Below are 19,781 nucleotides of genomic sequence, written 5' to 3' on the forward strand. Positions count from 1 at the left end.
GGGTGGAAGTTTTAGCTATGCCGATCGCAGGCAGCCTCTTCCTGTAGGTAGAGGTTTTTCGATTGGTTCCAAAAAAACCTAAGCTAAAATCTAAGCATGATATTTTCCTTCCCTTTGAGTTGCCCATGAAAAGTTACGATTGGATTGTTGTCGGCGGTGGCATTACAGGTGCATCACTGAGTTACGAACTGGCCAAAAAAGGTTTTGCTGTGCTGCTTTTGGAACGAGATGGTACCCTGCAAAATGCTACTCGTTTTAGTTATGGCGGCTTGGCTTATTGGTCGGGAACGACTGATTTAACTCGCCAATTGTGTCGGGAAGGTATCGAACGCCACCGCCATTTATCGGCGGAATTAGAGGCTGATACTGAGTTTCGCGAGTTGGATTTGTTGCTGACAATTGATGCGGGCAGTGATGCCGGAAAAGTGGCGTCTAATTACGCGCATTTTGCGATTGTTCCGCAGCTTTTGAGTGGTGCAGAAGCTGGCGAGTTGGAACCTTTGCTGAATAAAAGTGCGATCGCCGGAGCTCTGACTGTGCGTCACGGTCACATTTCGCCGACAGCCACAAATAAAGCTTATTGTCAAGGGTTTCTACGGTTGGGAGGAACGATAGAATTTGCTGAAGTAATTGGGTTTATAGAAGAGGGAAATCGGATTTCGGGAGTCAAAACGGCGCAGGGAATTTATCGTTGTGAAAATGCTGTGGTTTGTGCTGGAGGTTGGAGTCGGAGTTTGCTGAAAGCCGCTGGTGTTTCTGTGGGAGTTTATTTTACTCGCACTGAGATTTTGGAAACTGCACCTGTGGATTTGAAACTCAGGACTTTGGTGATGCCTGCGGTATTAAAACGTTTTGAATTGGAAGCTGAATCGAGTAGAATTGAGGTAGATTTTCTTTGGGATGAACCGGGTAAAGAGTTAAAGCCGCCGATTTTAGATTCGGGTGCAATTGGGTTTAAGGATGGGAGTTTGCGGATCGGGCAATTGTCGCGCACTTTGAGCGATTTGAATGCTAAAGTCGATCGCGAAACCAGCGAAACCGCAATTCGTGCAGGAATCGGCAAGGTTTTGCCTGATTTGGCAGGTTTACCTGCAACTTGGCACGAGTGTAGTGTGGCATTCAGCGCTGATAATTTGCCCGTAGTGGGGCCGATTGCCGATCGCCCTGGATTGCACGTTTTTTCGGGTCTCAGCAATCCTTTGGTGATTGTACCTGCTTTGGCTGAGCGATTTGCGAATGCGGCGGGCGGAGAAGAAGATAGGGCGATCGCGCTTTTATCTCCCAGTCGATTTGCTTCAAAATAACTAATGTTAACAGTTAACAGCTAACAGTTAACACAAAAAGGCAGCGCGACAATAAATGTAGTACCTTTGTCGATCGCACTTTCCACACTTATTGTACCGCCGTGCAGGTCAACTATGTGTTTGACAATGCAGAGTCCCAAACCCGATCCTTTAATGTTGCCTACATTAGCACCCCGTTCAAACTGCTGAAATAGTTTTTCTTGATATTCCGGTGTCATCCCAATTCCCTCATCTCGAACGCACAAAATTATTTGTTGGTTTTCGCAGCTTAAGTCTAAACTGACCTTGCCGCCGTTTGGAGAATATTTAATTGCGTTTGAAAGTAAATTAGTCAGAAGGTGGTGCAGTAGTTTTGCATCAAGATTGGCGTGCAGCGGATTTGTGTGACTGCGGAAATGTACTAGGTGTTTGTCGGTGACGATAGGTTGCAGTTCTTCTAAAATAGAATTGCATAAATCCGTCGCATTAATCGGATTTAAATTTAAGGAAATTTTGCCTAATTCTGCTTTGCTAAGCATTAAAATATCTTCCAGCAAACCACTCATATTACTGACGGCTTTTTTAATGCGATCGACATTTTTATTGCTAGTTCCGGGGGTTCTATGCGAGTCGCTATCTTCTAACATTTCCGCCGATAACTGTATGGTTGTTAAAGGAGTGTTTAAATCGTGGTAAGCCATAGAAATAAAGCGCGATCTATTTTCGCTTTTTTCTGCTGCTAATGCCATTAATTTTTTCAGACCAACTGCTTCTTGATGTTTGCTCAGTGCTATCTTGATAGTGGCGTGCAATTCTCTTTCTTTAAAAGGTTTGAGCAGGTAGCCGTAAGAACCAGTATTTTCGGCTCGCTGCAAAGTTGCGTCGTCGGCATACGCAGTTGTATAGATAATTGGTATATCTAATTCTTGATTAATTATTGCTGCTGTTTCTATGCCGTCAATGTCGCCTTTGATAACTATATCCATTAAAATTAAATTGGGCCTTAGTTCGTGGGCGCGCTGGATGGCATCCGCTCCTGAAGAAACGATATCGGCGATTTGATATCCCAATTTTTCTAATTTTGGGGATAAATTTTTAGCAATTAACAGTTCGTCTTCGACAATCAAAATATTAATTGATTTTTCGGCCAGACTCATATTCTTACAATCTTTGAAAGTAGTTTAACTCGTTAAATTTTAAGTGAAAAGATGTACCCAATTCTCTGGAAATTTCGATCGTTCCTTCTAACTGCTCGGTTAAAGTGCAGACCACTTGAAACCCCATCGAGTGAGTTTTCCGAAAATCTAAGTTTTGAGGAAAGCCAATGCCGTTGTCCTTAACGAAGAGGTTAATTTCTTTATCGCCCGTTTGATAGCATTCTACACTAATTGTACCAGTTGTGCCATCAGGAAAAGCGTGTTTCAGGGTATTTGAAACCAATTCATTGGCAATTAAACCGCAGGGAGTAGCGGTTTCAAGATTTAGGGAAATGGGCTCAGCTAATACCTGCAACTGAATTCGGTTGTTGCTAATATTGTAAGAGTGAAACAAGTTACTTACCAAATCTTCGAGATATTCCCCAAAATTTATTTGCGCTAGGTTAGTCGAGCGGTACAGTTTTTCGTGAATCAGAGCCATAGAATAAAGGCGATTCTGACTTTCTTCAAACATTTTGCTCACTTGTGGATCGGCAACTGTGTTCGATTGCAATTCTAACAGACTGGCAACTACGCAGAGGTTGTTTTTGACGCGGTGGTGAATTTCTTTGAGCAAAATTTCTTTTTCTTTGAGGGAGTTTTTCAAATTTGCTTCCGCTTGTTTGCGATCGCTCAGTTCAGCTTGCAGTTGCTGGTAAAGTAGAGATTGCTGAATGGCGATCGCCAATTGATTCACCAACTGCTGAAATAAATTGATTTCCGATTCTTGCCAATCACGAGGGCGATCGCATTGGTGGGCAATCAGCAATCCCCAAAGCTGGCTGTGCTGAATAATCGGCACTACTAACTTTGCCCTAACTTGAATTTGTTTCATAAACTCAATCACACAAGGTGTAATACAGGGGTCATCTAGTTCGGAGATCGCAGAAATTCGCCCTTGCAAATAAAGCTGATAACTTTGAGCCGGAAAAACCTCTTCGCCAAAATATCTATTTACGAGTTGGCTGCATCCTTCTGCCACGGCTTCAGCAATGACTCGCCCGCCCCTTTTGGGTAAAAGTTGATAAACCAAAACTCGATCGGCTAATAATACTTGCTGGAGTTCCGCAACCGTGGTGTTGAGAATTTCCTCTAATTGCAAAGACTGGCGGACACGACGGGCGATCGCCTCCACAAGCCGTTCTTGCTCGAACTGCTGCCCCCTAGCGAGTTCGGCGTATTTAGAATTGCTGATATCAGCGGCATAACCAATAATTTCGATCGGAATGCCCATGCTGTCAACCAATAGTTTGAGTTCCGTCCTTAGCCAACGGTAAATTCCGTCTTGGTGTAGAAAACGGTACTCGCAAATGCAATTTTTTTCTGCGGACAAATCCGAAAAATTTACTAGAAATTGTGGCCGATCTTCCGGGTGAATCCTGCTAGACCAAAATTTACAATTTGCTAACAATTCTTGGGGGTCGTAGCCAACGATTGCCTGAACGTTGTCGCTGATGTAAGTAGTACAAAAATCCCCCATCGGTGCGGCTGTAAAAATTACCGCCGGATTAGAACCCAGTAAAAATTGCAGGCGTTCTTTTAACTGCTGAAATTCCATTTCTGCTCGCTTACGATAACTGATATCTTCGATCGCCCCCATGCTGTAGAGAGGAATGCCCTCGCGATCGCGGATCAGCGTCACCGTCAAGTTTGCCCACATCAGGTCGCCATTCTTCTTAATCAAGCGTTTTTCCCTTTGGAAGCGAGAAATCTTGCCCTCGACCAACAGCTTGACTTGCTCCACATCTGCTTGTAAATCTTCTGGATGCGTGAGTTCCGTAAAAGTCATGGTAGCCAACTCCGAATCGCTGTAGCCCAACATCTGGCGGTGAGCTTCATTCACTTTGATCGTGCGGTAGTCGCGCACGCTTGCCAAACCAAGCGCGATCGGAGCATCGTCAAATAAGTTGCGAAACTTTTCCTCGCTCTTTTGCAGTGCAGCTTCTGCGCGTTTGCGAGCGGTAATGTCTCGGGCGACCCACATCACCCGATCGAGCTCCAGCGGCGAAATACTGGCATCAAACCAAAATAATTTGCAGCCAATTTCCATGCTGTATTCAATTCTGTGGGTTTGCCCAGATGCTAAGGTTTGGCGAATGTGGGTCAGGGCAAAATTAGCTTCCGCTTCTGGGAAGATTTCGGCGACGGTTTTGCCCAGCACTTCAGGAGCCGGTTTGTACAGCAGTTCGGGAGCCGTGGGGGCGATTTTGAGGTAGCGCCCGCTTGCGTCGAAAACCAGCACGATATCCGTCATGGCGTTAAACAGCGCTAGCAGTTCGGCTTCGGAGTTTTGGAGTTTTTCTTCGGTCAATTTGCGATCGGTAATGTCGGTGTCAGTGCCAGTCAGGCGGAAGGCCTTGCCAGAAGCCGATCGGATCGCGCTGCCGCGGGCAAGTATCCAGCAAATGCTGCCGTCTTTACGCAGCATCCGGTGTTCTATTTCATAAATTTCTGTCAAACCCTTTAGATAAGCATTTACTGCTTCGGCGACTGCAACTCGATCGTCGGGATGAACATGAGACGCCCAATTTTCCATGCGGTTGGGAATCTCTGCGTCCTGATAGCCCAACAAAGCTTTCAAAGACGGAGCAATGTAGATTTCGCCGGTTTCCAAATTCCAGTCCCAAACCCCCACTTTGCCGGCCGATACTGCCATTTCGTACCATTGTGTCCGCTGCTGCACTCGCAGTTCTAACTCTGCATTGAGCTGCTGCAAAGCGATTTCTGCTTGTTTGCGATCCGTGACATCCCGGCCTGCTGCTTGATACTCGACGATTTGTCCCCTCTCGTCAAATATCGCCCGATTAATCCACTGCTGCCAGCGAATTTCCCCGCTCGGCAAAATTACTCGGTGTTCGCAGGTAAAAATAGGGTTGTCGAGAGACACAGAAGTATATTGCTGTTGAAAAATTTCTCGGTCTGCTTCTGGCAGCAGCGACATGAAGCATTTGCCGAGTAAGTCGAACGGCTGCAAGCCGAAATAACGGCAGTAAGCTTGATTGACAAAAGTTATTTTACCGTCTGGGAGGTAGCGGCAAATCAGTTCGGTTTGGTCTTCCACAATCGCCAGGTAGCGCGCCTCGCTCTGTCGCATGGCATTTTCGGCATTTTGGCGATCGCTGACTTTTTCTAGTTCACAATTGCCCTCTAACAGTTCGCATCGTTCCTGGAGTTTTGCTACTTCTTGATTCAGTGCCTCGATCCAGCTATACATTGCTGGGCGAATCCTTGTTTCGCTGACTATACCTACTGGCTGACCCCGTTCATCTACAATTGGCAAGCAATCGAGCGAGTATTGACAAAATAGCTTGAATGCTGTAGTAATATCTCTAAATTCTGATTCTTGTAAGACAATTAAATTCCGCGTCATTGCGTCGGCAACTTTCATGCCTTGCCATCCGTATTCGGCCGCGGCTAAGTTCAGCACATCTTCCGGGCTTAGCAGTCCGACTAGCTGATTTTCATCGACAACTAAGACGCAACTAAGAGATGCTTTTACAGTTTCGTTTGAGTCGGGAAATGCAGGTGAATTAGGCAGTGGGCAAGGGTTGCTCGTCTGACGCATCAGGGCGATCGCCTCTGCGAGCGAAGTCGAGGGCCCAACCGTGGCAGGGTGGCGATCGACAGCTTCGTCGGGCGATCGTAGATTTGCCGACAAATTAGCAAGTTCCATTAGTCTCGATCAAAAAGTATTGCTAATTAACTTTAGCAATACTTTTAGTCATCAGCCAAATGACTGATGACTGATGAGCTGCCTGATTTTCGGCCAAGGAGAATATAAGTTTTCATTCCCCCTTTGCCTTTAACTTCAATCATTCCTCGCTCTTGAAACAAATATTTATTTTCCAAGAATTTATAAGTAGTTTCGCTCACTTGAATCCGCCAAGGCAAACCCTGAGATTCCATGCGGGAAGCAATATTTACCGTGTCGCCCCATAGATCGTAAATAAACTTCTTTATACCGATTACTCCGGCAACAACCGGGCCGCTGTGAATGCCGATGCGGATGCTAAAATATTTATTATTGTTAGCATTAAATCGGGCTATTTCTGCTTGCATATCTAAGGCAAATTGGGCGATCGCTTCTGCGTGGTCTGCCCTAGGTTCAGGCAGTCCTCCAACCGCCATGTATGCGTCGCCGATGGTCTTGATTTTCTCTAAACCGTGCCGTTCGCACAAAAGGTCGAATCCTGAGAAAATCTTATTTAGGAGATCCACAAGTTCGATCGGATTCATGACAGCAGACAAAGCAGTAAACCCTACAATGTCGGCGAACAAAACAGTCACTTCCGGGAAGTATTCGGCAATAGTAGTTTCGTTTTGCTTGAGGCGTTCTGCTATTGCCTTGGGCAAGATATTTAACAGCAGCTTTTCTGATTTTTCTTGTTCTTCCTGCAGGGCATCTTCTGCTTGCTTGCGTTCCGTAATGTCGTGGTAACTCCAGACTCTGCCGATAATTGTATCTCCCAGCCGCTGCGGTTGCGAATAGCGTTCAAAAAATCTGCCATCTTTAAATTCCAACAAGTCGTAACTTTCGGCTTCTGGCTGCTCGTAAAGCGATTGTATTCTCTCTTGAAATGCTTGGGGGTCTTTGAGTTGGTTCAGGACAAAGGCGATCGTTGTGGCGTCGTCTCGCAGTGCCATCACTTCATTAGGTATGCCCCACATTTCCACAAATTGTCTATTGAAAGTGACGATTTTTCCGCTCCTGTCCATCGCTAAAATACCGTCCGCAGTAGAATCAAAAGTTGCGAGCAGCAGGGACACAGATTTTGCTAGGGCGTCTTCGGCCATTTTCCGAGCAGTAATGTCTCGCAAAATAGCGCGAATCGCTACTAGCGAACCTGCCGCAAATTTACAGCTTATACTGCCTTCAAGCAAAATTTTTTCCTGATATTTAGTAACAAATGTTAGTTCAATAGAGTCGGGATATAATGTATTTTCATTTAGATTCTTTTTGGTAATAGCTTGATACAATATATCCAGAGACTCTGGGGAACTGCTCGGATGAATAATATCAAAAACAGTCATTTGAGCAATTTCTGCTTCGGTGTAGCCCAGAGTTTCCCGCCAAGCCCGATTGACATACAAAAAATGACCGTCAGCTCCAATACTTTGAATTAAGTCAGTAGCATTTTCAAATAAGTCTCGGAGTTGTTCTTCGCTTTCCCGCAAAGCTATTTCCGCTTGTTTGCGCTTGATAAATTGACCGAGTTGGCTGCCGATGGTGGCCATTATCTGGAGCAATTCTTCATCAAAACACTGCACTTCGCGGCTGAAAAAAATCATCACACCCAACACAGACTTTGCAGAATTTTCAGGGTCGTAGTCGCCCAAAATTGGAAAACCAAAAGCTCCGTGCAGTCCTTCTTCAGCAGCGATTTCGCGGCGCATACAACTGTCGCTTTTTGTGACATCGGCAATCCACTGAGAGGAACCGCTGGCCCAAACAAAACCGGGTAATCCTTCGCCAAACGCACAAGTCATTTGTTCGGTAAATTCGGCAAATTTGGGGATAGAAACTGAGCGTTTTGTCCAACTGGCGACGCAGCGAAGCAAATTGGGGTCGGAAACCGCAGTTATTTTCTTAGTTTCTGACAGCAGTTTTTCCCCAGCTTCTGGCATCCAAAGTTCGGCAGTATCCCATCCCAAGCTATCGCAAATTACGGGGAGAATTGCTGCTATAGCTTTTTTGATTGTTTCGGATGCCGACAGGATGCGAGTGGTGACGTACTGAGTTATTTGTCGCTTGCGGGCGCGCTGTCTGTCTGTGACATCGCGGCCGATGTACACGAAATCTTGAACGGCGGGCCCAGAGCCAGAAATAGCTTTAACATCAGTCGAAATCGCCGTACAGGAAAACGAAACTGTGAGCTTTTCTCCGGTTTTTGCCGTGCAAATTACTTCGGCGTTAGTTTGAGATTGTTGAGGCCCCTCTTGGCTGACTGCTTGCACAGAGGAGCCAAAAGCAGCAAGAGCGTCTATTTGCTGGCCTACTAATTCTGATTCGCTGTAACCGAACAAATCTTGAGCCGCTTGATTGACTTTTTTAATCTTTCCCGAGGCTGTTGTTACCAACAAAACTTCGGCCATTGAAGTAATAATTTTTTCAACATAATTATTAGTAGTGGCTAACGTACTCAATAAAATATCCATTTCATTAGTAGCTTGCACTAGAGTTTGTTCTAAAGCCATCCTGTCGGTTACGTCTTGAAAAAATATAATTAATATCGGATAATTATCGTCCTTGGTAAACTCGACGATATACATATCAAAATAAAGCCGCGATCCATTTTCTAATAGCCTCGTGATTGCTTTTAATTCAAAGTGTGGCAAACGTCTTTCAAAAATATCGATTAAAATTTCTTCAGTTCCTACTAATTCGGGAAAGGGAATGCGGACATCGTTGCCGGCGACTACTTCCTCAGGACAGTCGCCAAACCGCTGCACTTTGATAGAGGTTTCTTGGATTAAAAAGTCTTTATCCAGTGCTAGGTACTCCAAGTGGGGGGGGACTAACAGCTTTTTTAACAGGGTTTCCATGTTGAATTTTTAGTAGTGAATGCGCCCTCTGTAGCGCACTATCTAAAATTAATCTATTTATCTGTGTTGGTAAAATGGAATTCTGACTATAAAAGTAGTGCCTAACCCTGTCTCGCTGGAAAATTCGATTTGACCTCCGTGCAAGTCTACACACTGCTTGACTATGGATAAACCCAGTCCTGTACCGGGTATTTTTCCGACATTTTTGGCTCGATAATAAGATTCAAACAGTTGTTCTTGGTCTTCTAGAGGAATGCCAATGCCTGCGTCTTTAATTTTAAATGTAGCTTCTTCATTATTCTGACACTTTAATTCAAAATAAATATTGCTGTCGATCGGCGAATATTTAACAGCATTTGACAGCAAATTTGTCAAGATGTGCCGCAGCAATTTTGGATCTAGTGCGGGCAACTGTTGCGTTTCCTGCGAGTCGGTATCATTTTGTTTCGCGGGCGTAACTAATTCTTGATAAATAAAGTTAATTGTATGATTTTTTCCATAACTAATTTTAATTGATTCTACTAACTCACTGCAAAAGTTTTTTAAGTCAACTGGTGCGGGATAGAATTCGAGTTTTCCGGCTTCGGCGCTGCTGAGCAACCGCACCTCATCTAATAGCTGAGCCATTTGTTGAGATGCTGATTTAACGTGTTGCAGGTATTTTTGTTTTTCCGCGTGGGTGATTTCGTCGCCGTAGTCTTGGAGGATTTTAGTAGCAAATAATACTGTACTTAAAGGATTGCCGAATTCGTGAGCAATCATCGAGAAAAAACGAGATTTTACGTGTCTGAGTTCTTGCTCTTTTTCCAAAGAGCAGCGAATTTCTATTTCTTGTTGTTTGCGTTCTGTGATGTCCCTGCCTATATAAATGAAATCGTAAAGTCCCTCTAATTCTGTCTGAATTGGCGAACAGGAAAATTCTACCCAAATTTCTTCTCCTGCTTTAGTAGTGCAGACTATTTGTAGTTCTCTACGCAGCTCTTTCTGAGACAAAATATAGCTGTGGCGACCTTGGCAAATTAAGGGGTCTTCGAGTAATATTAAAGACAGGGGGCGGCCGATCAATTCTGCTTCGCTATACCCAAATAACCATTGGGCAGATTGATTGATTGTTTTGATAGTTCCTAAGGTTGTTGTCACCAACAAAGCATCGCCCATCGAACGAATAACTTTATCTATATAATCTTTAGAAGCCGCTAAGGCGCTCACCAAAAGATTAGCTTCATTCGCGCTCTGAACCAACGATTGCTTCATCACCATCTTTTCGGTGGTATCTTCAATCAAAATTAGCAATGTACTTGGCACATCTTCTTGTTCCTCTTCATGTTTGATAGCCAACATATCAAAGTATAAAGGGCGGTTTTGGTCCGCAAACCGAGCTATACCTTTGACTTCAAAACCCGGTAGCCGTCCCATAATGATAGACATGAGGATATTTTCAATGCCAATCAGTTCGGGAAAACTCATGCGAGCATCTGCACCGGGTATCGCGTCGCCCGGAGTATCGGCATAATGCTGCACTTTGGCGGAGGTTTCCTGAATGATGAAATGGTGATTTACTACAAAATACTCTATTTGTCGCGGGTTCAATAACTTTCTGAAAAGGGGGTTCATACTGGTTCTATCATTGTGTAAGCTAGTTTAGAGAAAATTTCGTCCACGTCTTTGCCTGTTTTAGCAGATGTCGTGTAAACTGCTATTACTTTGTCTTGACATATCGAATGGGATATTTCCACTAGCAGCGCTAATTTTTCCTCGTCAATCAAGTCTACTTTGTTCAAAGCGACGATAATTGAACCTTTAGGATTGACTGAAGAAAAAAGCTGAATGTGTTCGGAGATTCGCTCAACAGTTTCGTATCGGCTGACATCGGCAACGATTAAAACACCGCTAGCTCCCTGCAAGTAAGTCGGTGCTATTCCTTTGAATTTTGTATGCCCTTCTAAGTCCCAAATCAGCAACTTTGCAGTCACGTTTTCCCGCTGTTTTACCCCTTCTAATTCTACGATTTTGCTGGAAATTTTTACTCCCACGGTGGAGAGGTATTGGTCGCTGAATTGCCGATCGACAAAACGGCGGATCAGGCTGGTTTTGCCCACGCCAAAATCGCCGATCATACACATTTTTTTAGATATAGTAACTGACATAATTATTTACTGTTTATGGTCTTAGTTATTGGTTCAAATAGCACGCACCTGCTTAAAATTCGCGGTTGATTGGGTTCCACGTCGGCAGGAGGATTGGGGATGCCAACCGTTTGGAGGCGCTTCGGATCAGCACCTTGCCGCACTAAAGCATCTCGCACTGCTGCGGCACGCCTGAGCGACAACTGTTGATTTGTAGCAAGTTCTCCACTTCGATCGCTGTGCCCAATTATCTTAATCTGTTTTTGAGGATATTGATCCATGAATTTTTTGACACTGGCAATGATTTCTTCATCTGTTGAGTCTAATTTTGTTGTTCCTTGCTCGAAGTAGATGCGGGTTGTAATCTTCAGCGGCTCTAATTTAATCGTACTGATGACCGACTGAACACCGGGAATTTGCTTCAGGGACTGAGCTATTTTCTGTGCCTCTGCACCGTCTCTAACTCGGCCTTCTACTGTAAGTTTGCGATCGCCATACCGCGTAGAAATAGAAACGCCCTCTTTCTGATTCAAAACGGCGGTAATCCGCTGCACCTCAGCCGCCGTTAAAACTGGATCTGGGGGGACATCTACAGCTATAATTCTATTATCTAATTGCAATTTCGGTGCAGTTGATGCGGCTATTTTTTCGGCTTGTGCCCGCAATTCTTGATTTGGCAACTTTCCGGTTAGCTTTAAAGTTTTGCCATCCACTGCCACATCTAAGCGGTAAACTGCTAATTCGGGAGTGGAGGCTAAAGCTGCGATGGCATTTGTTTCGAGGCGGCGCTCAACACTGCTGCGGTACTGATAAATTCCCCAAGGTACTAAGATTAAGCTCAAGGCGACTAAACTGATAGCCGCTAGAGCGATCGGGGGTTTTGTTGATTTTTGCGTTGGCAGGGGTTCAAATAAAGTTTTTATCGACGGGTGCAGCGACTCCGGTATAGTATCCGGATCGCCGTTAAACTCGTGAATTACTTGAGCATAATTAAGAATGAGATTACTAACGGTTTCTCGTATTTTCTGGATGAAAGAGTCGGGCGGTTCTCCTTTAATCACGACTGCCATGTAGCAATATCCCGCTACTTCTAGCAGAATTTTTGAGTCGCCGTATTCAATTTGATTTAGTTCGGAAGATTCTCCCGGCTGCACGATGCACTCGTTAACAAAGCTGCGAATAGCTGTGAGCATTCCTGCTACCATTTCTGATTCTAACTGGTAGCTTTCTGAGTTTTGAACTTCGGAAATTATTAAGCCTGATGCTTTGTGAATTAAGAATGCTGCTTGGACGGTGAAGGGTACTGATTCTTGGAGGATTAATTCCGCTTCGGAGACTCCTTGTACTTTGGAGCGAATTTTTCTCTGGAATCCTTCGACGCTGATGGCATTGGACACTTTTTCATTGATTGTCTTGATAGCTTCTGCCATGTATCGGGAAATTGTACTGCCAATTACGGGATAGAGCGCATCCACCATAGAGTCGCGTTCGAGTTTTATTTGGGCTGTAATTGCTTTGCCCATTTCCGGTGCGATCGCCTGGGCGATCGACTCTTGGTCGAGGCGAATTTGCTCTTTAATTGCCAGACCGATTTCTGGGGCGATCGCGTTAGCAATATCCGCTGGCGAATTCACTATTTGTTGAGCAAGTGCGTCGGGAAGCAGCTCAGCTATTGCCGCACTCATTGCCGACTTGTTTTCGTGAGTTTTTGCCCTAATCACTTCGTCAATAATTGGGACGATCGCCTTGACAACTTCTTCTCTGGAATCGGCAATTTTGCGGCTGAGAATTTCTGCGATCCAAGGCAGCATCAACTCAATCAACTCTTGGGGCTCGTAGATTTGGTGCTCCAATTTTTCTAATTTATCGTCGATTGTGGCCATCAGGTGGCGCACCCCCGGCAAATCGTTTTCTGCCAGCAGACTTTTCACTTGCTCGATATCGGAGATTTGCGAGCCAAACATCAGATTTTGCAGCCTTTCCATCGCGCTGTCGGCTTCATTTAAGTCCTGTTTAATTTGGCCTAATATTTCTCCTGGCTGCGATATCGGTGTCGGCTGTTCTACCAAGTTTGGCATCGATTGAAGCGAAGCAACCACCGGATCTAAATATGCAGTTTCGGGTGGCTCTGAGACTGGGGAAACTATGGGATTATCGGGAATTTCCGAGGATTTTGACTCGGTTTCGGGAGGGGAAACATCCTGTAAATGCCGATCGAACCCGTGGGATTTTTGAGCCTGTACTTCCTGTAGAGAATCTTTCATTGTCAAGTTAGACAACTCTTCGACAGGCTTTGATTCATCCAAATCCGGCTGGACGCTCGCGGAAACATCTATAGTTTTAGCTGAGGAATAGCCTTTTTCCAGTTCTGAAGTGTTGAGTTTGTGAGTAGCGAATAGCAAACTTTTGAACTCGTCTGCAACAGGTGGGGAATCGCCAGACTCCGGTTGGCCAGGGCCAGTTTCGGACACACTCGCTGCAACTTCCTCTGGCGCTTGCTCAGAAATACCTAACAAATCCATCAACCCGCCGAGGGCCCCAGCTTGATTATTTTCGTCGCTGCTGTCATCTTCGGGATCTGCATTTTGCTGGTTGGAACCAGCAATAATTTTGAGATCCACTAAAAGATTCAGCAAGGGTTCTAGCTGGGTTGCTGCATCGGCAGCAGACTCGTCAGGTTGAGAAACAAAACCCTCTAACTCATTTTCGTCAGCCGGATTTTCTTTCGGTAAAGCCATGCGTTATTATTATCCGTTATGGTGGCGCTCCGGCAACAGAAATTCGGTATTTAACTTATTATCCGCAACGCCTTTAAGTTCGGGTACAAATTCTGTTCCTTTGAGCCTCATGCCGAGTTCAAACAGAATTTCTGCCATGTCGTCTCTAGAAACTTTAACATCTCTGAGCATAGAAAAGCGGCGGTCGAGCTCTTCAAAAACCTGTGTTTTCAAAGTGCGGGTTTCTTCAGATAGTCGATCTCTGGTTTTGGAGAGTTCGTCGCGAAGCGAATTGGTTTGATTGTCTATAGCCTCGTCGAGGGCTTCCATGCTGCTGGAGAATTTGCGGTTAACGCGATCGACTTGCTGACGGATGTCTGCGCTTTCTTCTTGGGTGTTTGAGGTGAGCGATTTAACTTTCTTTTCTAACGAATCAACTGCAGCCTTAATTTCTCCTGAAAGAACTGTTTTTACTTGTTCGATGCGAGTTTGCATATCTTGCTGCATCATCGACAAGTCGGAATCTATTTTATCGAAGCGATTGTCGTATTCTCTAAGCTGCGCTCCAAAAATTATATCGCGAATCTGGTCAATATTTCCCAGCCGTTCGCGCATTTCTTCTTTAGTTATTTCGGGCATACTTGTACCTGGAATCTCCGGAGATTGTAAGTTTAAGAACTGTGCTAGTGATTTACTACCGTTGTTGGTGGCACTAGCTTTTTTGAGTGGGCGGGGTTTTATTTTTTTGAACTCTCACTCCTGCGTCGGGGATGGGATTTTTTAGAGTCTTGACTCTAAATATCCTGAGATTCAAATTTTTGAGCCTGGTCTTGTCACCAAAAATGGCGGTTGGCTATCCTTGGCTTGCAGCAAGCTCAGAGAAGCGTAGATTTGCTGCTATACAGGACAGCGGGGTAGGTTTTAATGTCTTGTACGGACATCTTCAATGATATCGCATCTTGACAGTGCCTCATACCACAGCGCTTGATCCCCGGCAAAAAGCAGGGAGTGCTCCAGGTGCCATTATATATAATATATAACTCAAAAGCTGCACCGCTCGCCGATCAACTCCCAGGGATGTAGCCTTTGAGCAGAAAGCACTTATACAGCCCAACTCTGCCCCTCTGTGCCCCTCGAAGCCTCTTCTCCTGCGATCGCCCTATAAAAATTCGTAGGGCCCGATCGACAGCGATCAGACCCAATAATATGAGAGCTTTGTTTTTTCTAACAAACTAGATGTGTTTCCGGTTGAGAACTGTTACTTACTAGGGTTTACAACTTGTGCAGCTTTACTTTTAATCCGCAACCACAACTAAGTCTTACTTGACTGCGGTTTGGCTTGACTGCTCGATCGGCAGTTCGCCACTATTCCAAGTTGTGTTCGGTTAATTTCTGCTGCGCCTGGGAATCTAGACCGGAGACACCATGTCTATATCCTCGAACTTTCTTTCTAAATATAGCGACCTCCTTTCTCTTCCTGTCCCGGTGTCTATTATTAAGTTAGCATGGCCTTTCGGAGGAGTAAAGCACTATTTGCAAAACTTGATAGGTCTTTACATTACTAAGTATAATGATATGAATCTCCAAATAGATGTAAGTTAGCACTCACGCGCTCCGAACAAAGAAACCGGGTTTTTCTACCGAGATTGAGGATTTTAAGCAAGTATTTTGGTAGAAAAACCGGGTTTCTGGACACCCGTGCGTAAGTCCTATAAATTCTATTGTTGCTACATCTTTACATACTTAAGTGTTTTTGTCATGTCTATTTCTCCTAAGTTTCTCAGTGGTAGCCAAATCCGCCAAACCTTCCTCGACTTTTATGCTCAGCGGGGACATAAGATCTTGCCGAGTGCTTCTTTGGTGCCCGAAGATCCGACGGTGTTGCTGACGATCGCCGGAATGCTACAATTCAAGCCGATATTTCTCGGACAGCGCACGGCCGAATCACCGCGCGCTACGACTTCTCAAAAGTGCATCCGCACCAACGACATCGAAAACGTCGGCCGCACCGCCCGCCACCACACGTTTTTTGAGATGTTGGGCAATTTCAGTTTCGGGGATTATTTCAAGAAACAGGCGATCGCCTGGGCGTGGGAACTTTCGACGGAAGTTTTCGGTTTACCAGCGTCGAATTTGGTTGTTAGCGTTTTCCGAGAAGATGACGAAGCTTTTGCGATTTGGCGCGATGAAATTGGCATTCCGGGCGATCGGATTCAGCGCATGGGAGAAGAGGACAATTTCTGGGAATCCGGCCCGACTGGCCCCTGCGGCCCGTGTTCGGAGATTTACTATGATTTCTACCCAGAGAGAGGCGACAAGATTGACCTCGAAGATGATACCAGGTTTATTGAATTCTACAACCTGGTTTTCATGCAGTACAATAAAGATGCAGAGGGCAATTTAACACCGCTGCAAAATCAAAATATTGATACTGGCATGGGACTGGAACGGATGGCGCAAATCCTCCAGAAAGTCCCCAATAATTACGAAACAGATTTGATTTTTCCGATCGTTCAATCGGCGGCGGAACTTGCCGGAATTGATTACCACAATAGCGATGAAAAAGTCAAGGTTTCGCTGAAAGTAATTGGCGATCACGTTCGGGCTGTGGTGCACATGATTGCGGACGAAATTCGCGGGTCGAATGTTGGTCGGGGTTACATTTTGCGGCGGTTGATTCGCCGGGTGGTGCGCCACGGGCGGCTGATTGGAATTCAGGGCGAATTTACGGTGCGGGTGGCTGAAAGTGCGATCGCCCTTTCGGAAGCTGCTTATCCGAACGTGCGGCGGCGGGAAGATCAAATTAAGGCGGAATTGGCAAGGGAAGAGGCGCAGTTTCTCAAGACTTTGGAACGCGGAGAGAAGCTGCTGGAGGAAATTGTCGATCGTACAAAACAGCAAGCAAACCAACAAATCAGCGGTCAAGATGCTTTCACTCTGTACGATACCTACGGTTTCCCCTTAGAACTGACTCAAGAAATTGCTGAGGAACAGGGAATTACTGTGGATTTGGACGGCTTTGAAGCGGCGATGAAGGAACAGCAAACTCGCGCTAAAGATGCTCGCCAAACAATCGATTTGACGGTGCAGGGTTCTTTGGATAAGTTGGCTGAAACTATCCAAGGAACTGAGTTTGTCGGTTATGCTGAATTGTCGAGTTTAGCTGAGGTGGAAGTTATCTTGGTTGACGGCAAATCTGTGGAAGAAGCAGCCGCTGGTACTGAGGTACAAGTTGTTTTGAACCAAACGCCATTTTATGCTGAATCCGGCGGACAAATTGGGGATAAAGGTTATTTGAATGGCAGCATCCATGGAGAGAATGGAGAGGGTTTGTTGGTAAGAGTTGATGATGTGAAGAAGGAATCGGATTTCTTCGTGCATTTCGGCTTGGTGGAACGGGGAACGCTGAGAGTGGGCGATAGTATTACTGCGAAAATTGACAATAGCGGTCGCCGCAGAATTCAGGCTAACCACACAGCAACTCACTTATTACAATCAGCTTTGCGAAAAATTGTAGACGATTCGATTTCGCAAGCTGGTTCGCTGGTATCGTCTGAGAGATTGCGGTTTGATTTCAATTCTCCGCGCGCTGTCACAGCAGAAGAGTTGCAGAAAATTGAGGATTTAGTTAATAGTTGGATTGCTGAGGCGCACGCTGCGGTCGTTGCAGAAATGCCGATCGCCCTTGCGAGAGAAAAAGGCGCGACTGCGATGTTTGGCGAGAAGTACGGCGACGTGGTGCGGGTTATCGATTTTCCCGGGGTTTCGATGGAATTGTGCGGCGGGACTCACGTCAGCAATACGGCAGAAATCGGGCTGTTTAAGATTGTTTCCGAAGCGGGGGTAGCGGCGGGAACTCGCAGGATTGAAGCGGTTTCCGGTCAAGCTGTTTTGGACTATTTGAACGTGCGCGATAAGGTGGTGCGTGATTTGGGCGATCGATTTAAGGCGAAGCCTGAAGAATTGCCGAACCGGATTACTAATTTGCAGAATGAGTTGAAGGATACTCAGAAACATTTGGCTGCTGTCAAGTCGGAATTGGCGATCGCGAAATCCGACCAGTTGTTGAGTGCGGCTGAGGATCTCGGCGAATTCAAAATCATTGTAGCTCAATTGGGTGATGTGGATACGGAAGCGCTGAAAACTGCGGCAGAAAGATTGCAGCAAAAGTTAGGAAATGCTGCGGTTGTTTTGGCATCAATTCCTGAACCGGACAAGGTAAGTTTGGTGGCTGCTTTTAGTCCAGAAGTCAATAAAAAAGGATTGCAAGCTGGCAAGTTTATCGGGGGAATTGCTCAAATTTGCGGTGGAAAAGGCGGCGGGCGGCCGAATTTGGCGCAAGCTGGGGGACGCGATGCAAGTAAGTTGCAGGAAGCGTTGGAAAGTGCCCGGAATCTGTTGGTTGAAGGGTTGGGGTAATCTGGGTTTTTTGTAGGAGACTAAAACTCTTTTTATCTCTCGTTTATAGCGGAGGCTAGATCCCCCTAAATCCCCCTTAAGAAGGGGGACTTTGATCGGAATCTTGTCCCCCCCTTCTTTAAGGGGGGCTAGGGGGGATCGAGGCCTAATCGTCATTTCGATCGCTTCCGTCTGCCTGAATCTCCGCAGGCTGCTACCGCATATTTTGGCCCTTACATCTGCGTTTATCCGCGTCCATCCGCCAACATCTGCGGTTCAAAACTCCCTTGAATTCCCCCCGCAAAAAATGTAAAATCATACAAACATGGGTAGCAAAAATGAACGAAGAACGCCACCAAGCCTATCTCACCCTGATTGAATCTCTCCTCACCTGTCCCAGCGACGAACAAACCGCCATCCTGCAAGCCCATCTCGAATTATTAGACGATGATTTTGCCCGATATCTGCGAGAGGGGGCAACTCAAACTCTGGAAAAGTTGGAGGTACACCCACCATACTATCTTGCTAATATTTTTTTATGTTTAGAAATAAGCTTTTCAAGTCTTCAGCAAGGCAGTCGGGCAAGCAACATAGAGATTGCGATTGCTTGTTTGGATATAGGATTAACTATTTTTACTCGCGAAGCTTACTCAGAAGATTGGGCAAGGTTTCAAAAGAGTCTGGGATGGAATTACTTATACAGAATCAAGGGAGAACGGAGTGAGAATATCGAAAGGGCGATCGCATTTTATGAAGCAGCTTTACAAGTTTACACCCCCGATGCTTTTCCCCAACAATGGGCGATGACTCAAAATAATTTGGCATATGCTTACGATAGCAGAATCAAGGGAGAACGGAGTGAAAATATCGAAAGGGCGATCGCATTTTATGAAGCAGCTTTACAAGTTTACACCCCCGATGCTTTTCCCCAAGATTGGGCGATGACTCAAAATAATTTGGCAAATGCTTACGATAGCAGAATCAAGGAAGAACGAAGTGAGAATATCGAAAGGGCGATCGCATTTTATGAAGCAGCTTTACAATTTCGCACCCGCGATGCTTTTCCCCAACAATGGGCGATGACTCAACATAATTTGGCAGATGTTTACCGTGGCAGAATCAAGGGAGAACGGAGTGAGAATATCGAAAGGGCGATCGCATTTTATGAAGCTAATTTAGAACTTGGCACCCGCGATGCTTTTCCCCAACAATGGGCGATGACTCAACATAATTTGGCACTTGCTTACTATAGCAGAATCAAGGGAGAACGGAGTGAGAATATCGAAAGGGCGATCGCATTTTATGAAGCAGCTTTACAAGTTCGCACCCGCGATGCTTTTCCCCAACAATGGGCTCACACTCAAAATAATTTGGCAAATGCTTACCGTGGCAGAATCAAAGGAGAACGGGGTGAGAATATCGAAAGGGCGATCGCATTTTGTGAAGCAGCTTTACAAGTTCGCACCCGCGATGCTTTTCCCCAACAATGGGCTCACACTCAAAATAATTTGGCAAATG

General features: G+C 45.4%; 10 protein-coding genes. 3 read left to right on the forward strand and 7 right to left on the reverse strand.

The window, feature by feature from the left end; genetic code table 11:
• Window positions 1–125: 125 nt before the first annotated feature.
• Window positions 126–1,304, forward strand: a complete 1,179-nt coding sequence (locus tag QUB33_RS09050) for an FAD-binding oxidoreductase (RefSeq protein ID WP_333349597.1) — start codon at window positions 126–128, stop codon at window positions 1,302–1,304.
• A 20-nt stretch (window positions 1,305–1,324) separates the two neighbouring features.
• On the opposite strand, the gene QUB33_RS09055 is transcribed toward QUB33_RS09050, so the two are convergent.
• Genes QUB33_RS09055 through QUB33_RS09085 form a run of 7 tightly spaced genes read right to left on the reverse strand, consistent with a single transcriptional unit; the run spans window position 1,325 to window position 14,504 of the window.
• Window positions 1,325–2,440 (reverse strand): ATP-binding protein, encoded by a 1,116-nt coding sequence (locus tag QUB33_RS09055; protein ID WP_333349599.1) that lies wholly within the window; start codon window positions 2,438–2,440, stop codon window positions 1,325–1,327.
• A gap of 4 nt (window positions 2,441–2,444) precedes the next feature.
• Window positions 2,445–6,152, reverse strand: coding sequence for a PAS domain S-box protein (locus tag QUB33_RS09060; protein WP_333349601.1), 3,708 nt, complete (start codon window positions 6,150–6,152; stop codon window positions 2,445–2,447).
• Window positions 6,153–6,196: 44 nt separating this feature from the next.
• Window positions 6,197–9,022 carry an adenylate/guanylate cyclase domain-containing protein gene (locus QUB33_RS09065; protein ID WP_333349604.1) on the reverse strand — a complete coding sequence of 942 codons (2,826 nt, stop codon included), beginning with the start codon at window positions 9,020–9,022 and terminating at the stop codon, window positions 6,197–6,199.
• 57 nt (window positions 9,023–9,079) lie between these two features.
• Complete coding sequence (locus QUB33_RS09070) at window positions 9,080–10,636, reverse strand: PAS domain-containing sensor histidine kinase (RefSeq protein WP_333349606.1); 1,557 nt, start codon at window positions 10,634–10,636, stop codon at window positions 9,080–9,082.
• Window positions 10,633–11,169, reverse strand: a complete 537-nt coding sequence (locus tag QUB33_RS09075) for a Rab family GTPase (protein ID WP_333349608.1) — start codon at window positions 11,167–11,169, stop codon at window positions 10,633–10,635. The genes QUB33_RS09070 and QUB33_RS09075 overlap by 4 nt, the downstream gene beginning before the upstream one ends.
• 2 nt (window positions 11,170–11,171) lie before the next feature.
• Window positions 11,172–13,886, reverse strand: a complete 2,715-nt coding sequence (locus QUB33_RS09080; protein ID WP_333349610.1) for an OmpA family protein — start codon at window positions 13,884–13,886, stop codon at window positions 11,172–11,174.
• A 9-nt stretch (window positions 13,887–13,895) separates the two neighbouring features.
• Window positions 13,896–14,504, reverse strand: coding sequence for a hypothetical protein (locus tag QUB33_RS09085; protein ID WP_333349613.1), 609 nt, complete (start codon window positions 14,502–14,504; stop codon window positions 13,896–13,898).
• A 1,119-nt stretch (window positions 14,505–15,623) separates the two neighbouring features.
• Between QUB33_RS09085 and alaS the strand changes: the two genes are divergently transcribed.
• Together alaS and QUB33_RS09095 are read left to right on the forward strand one after the other, a co-directional pair.
• Complete coding sequence (alaS, locus tag QUB33_RS09090) at window positions 15,624–18,284, forward strand: alanine--tRNA ligase (protein WP_333349615.1); 2,661 nt, start codon at window positions 15,624–15,626, stop codon at window positions 18,282–18,284.
• A gap of 317 nt (window positions 18,285–18,601) precedes the next feature.
• Window positions 18,602–19,781 (forward strand): tetratricopeptide repeat protein (locus QUB33_RS09095; protein ID WP_333349617.1); only part of this gene is annotated, 1,180 nt, incomplete at its 3' end.

The organism is Microcoleus sp. B3-A4, assembly GCF_036705385.1.
Taxonomy (GTDB): domain Bacteria; phylum Cyanobacteriota; class Cyanobacteriia; order Cyanobacteriales; family Microcoleaceae; genus Microcoleus.

What these genes read in the sequence shown, in the direction of transcription:
- alaS (WP_333349615.1), top strand. Translation starts at nt 15,624, where the DNA reads ATGTCTATTTCTCCTAAGTTTCTCAGTGGTAGCCAAATCCGCCAAACC.
- QUB33_RS09070 (WP_333349606.1), bottom strand. Translation starts at nt 10,636, where the DNA reads ATGAACCCCCTTTTCAGAAAGTTATTGAACCCGCGACAAATAGAGTAT.
- QUB33_RS09085 (WP_333349613.1), bottom strand. Translation starts at nt 14,504, where the DNA reads ATGCCCGAAATAACTAAAGAAGAAATGCGCGAACGGCTGGGAAATATT.
- QUB33_RS09075 (WP_333349608.1), bottom strand. Translation starts at nt 11,169, where the DNA reads ATGTCAGTTACTATATCTAAAAAAATGTGTATGATCGGCGATTTTGGC.
- QUB33_RS09060 (WP_333349601.1), bottom strand. Translation starts at nt 6,152, where the DNA reads ATGGAACTTGCTAATTTGTCGGCAAATCTACGATCGCCCGACGAAGCT.
- QUB33_RS09050 (WP_333349597.1), top strand. Translation starts at nt 126, where the DNA reads ATGAAAAGTTACGATTGGATTGTTGTCGGCGGTGGCATTACAGGTGCA.
- QUB33_RS09055 (WP_333349599.1), bottom strand. Translation starts at nt 2,440, where the DNA reads ATGAGTCTGGCCGAAAAATCAATTAATATTTTGATTGTCGAAGACGAA.
- QUB33_RS09080 (WP_333349610.1), bottom strand. Translation starts at nt 13,886, where the DNA reads ATGGCTTTACCGAAAGAAAATCCGGCTGACGAAAATGAGTTAGAGGGT.
- QUB33_RS09065 (WP_333349604.1), bottom strand. Translation starts at nt 9,022, where the DNA reads ATGGAAACCCTGTTAAAAAAGCTGTTAGTCCCCCCCCACTTGGAGTAC.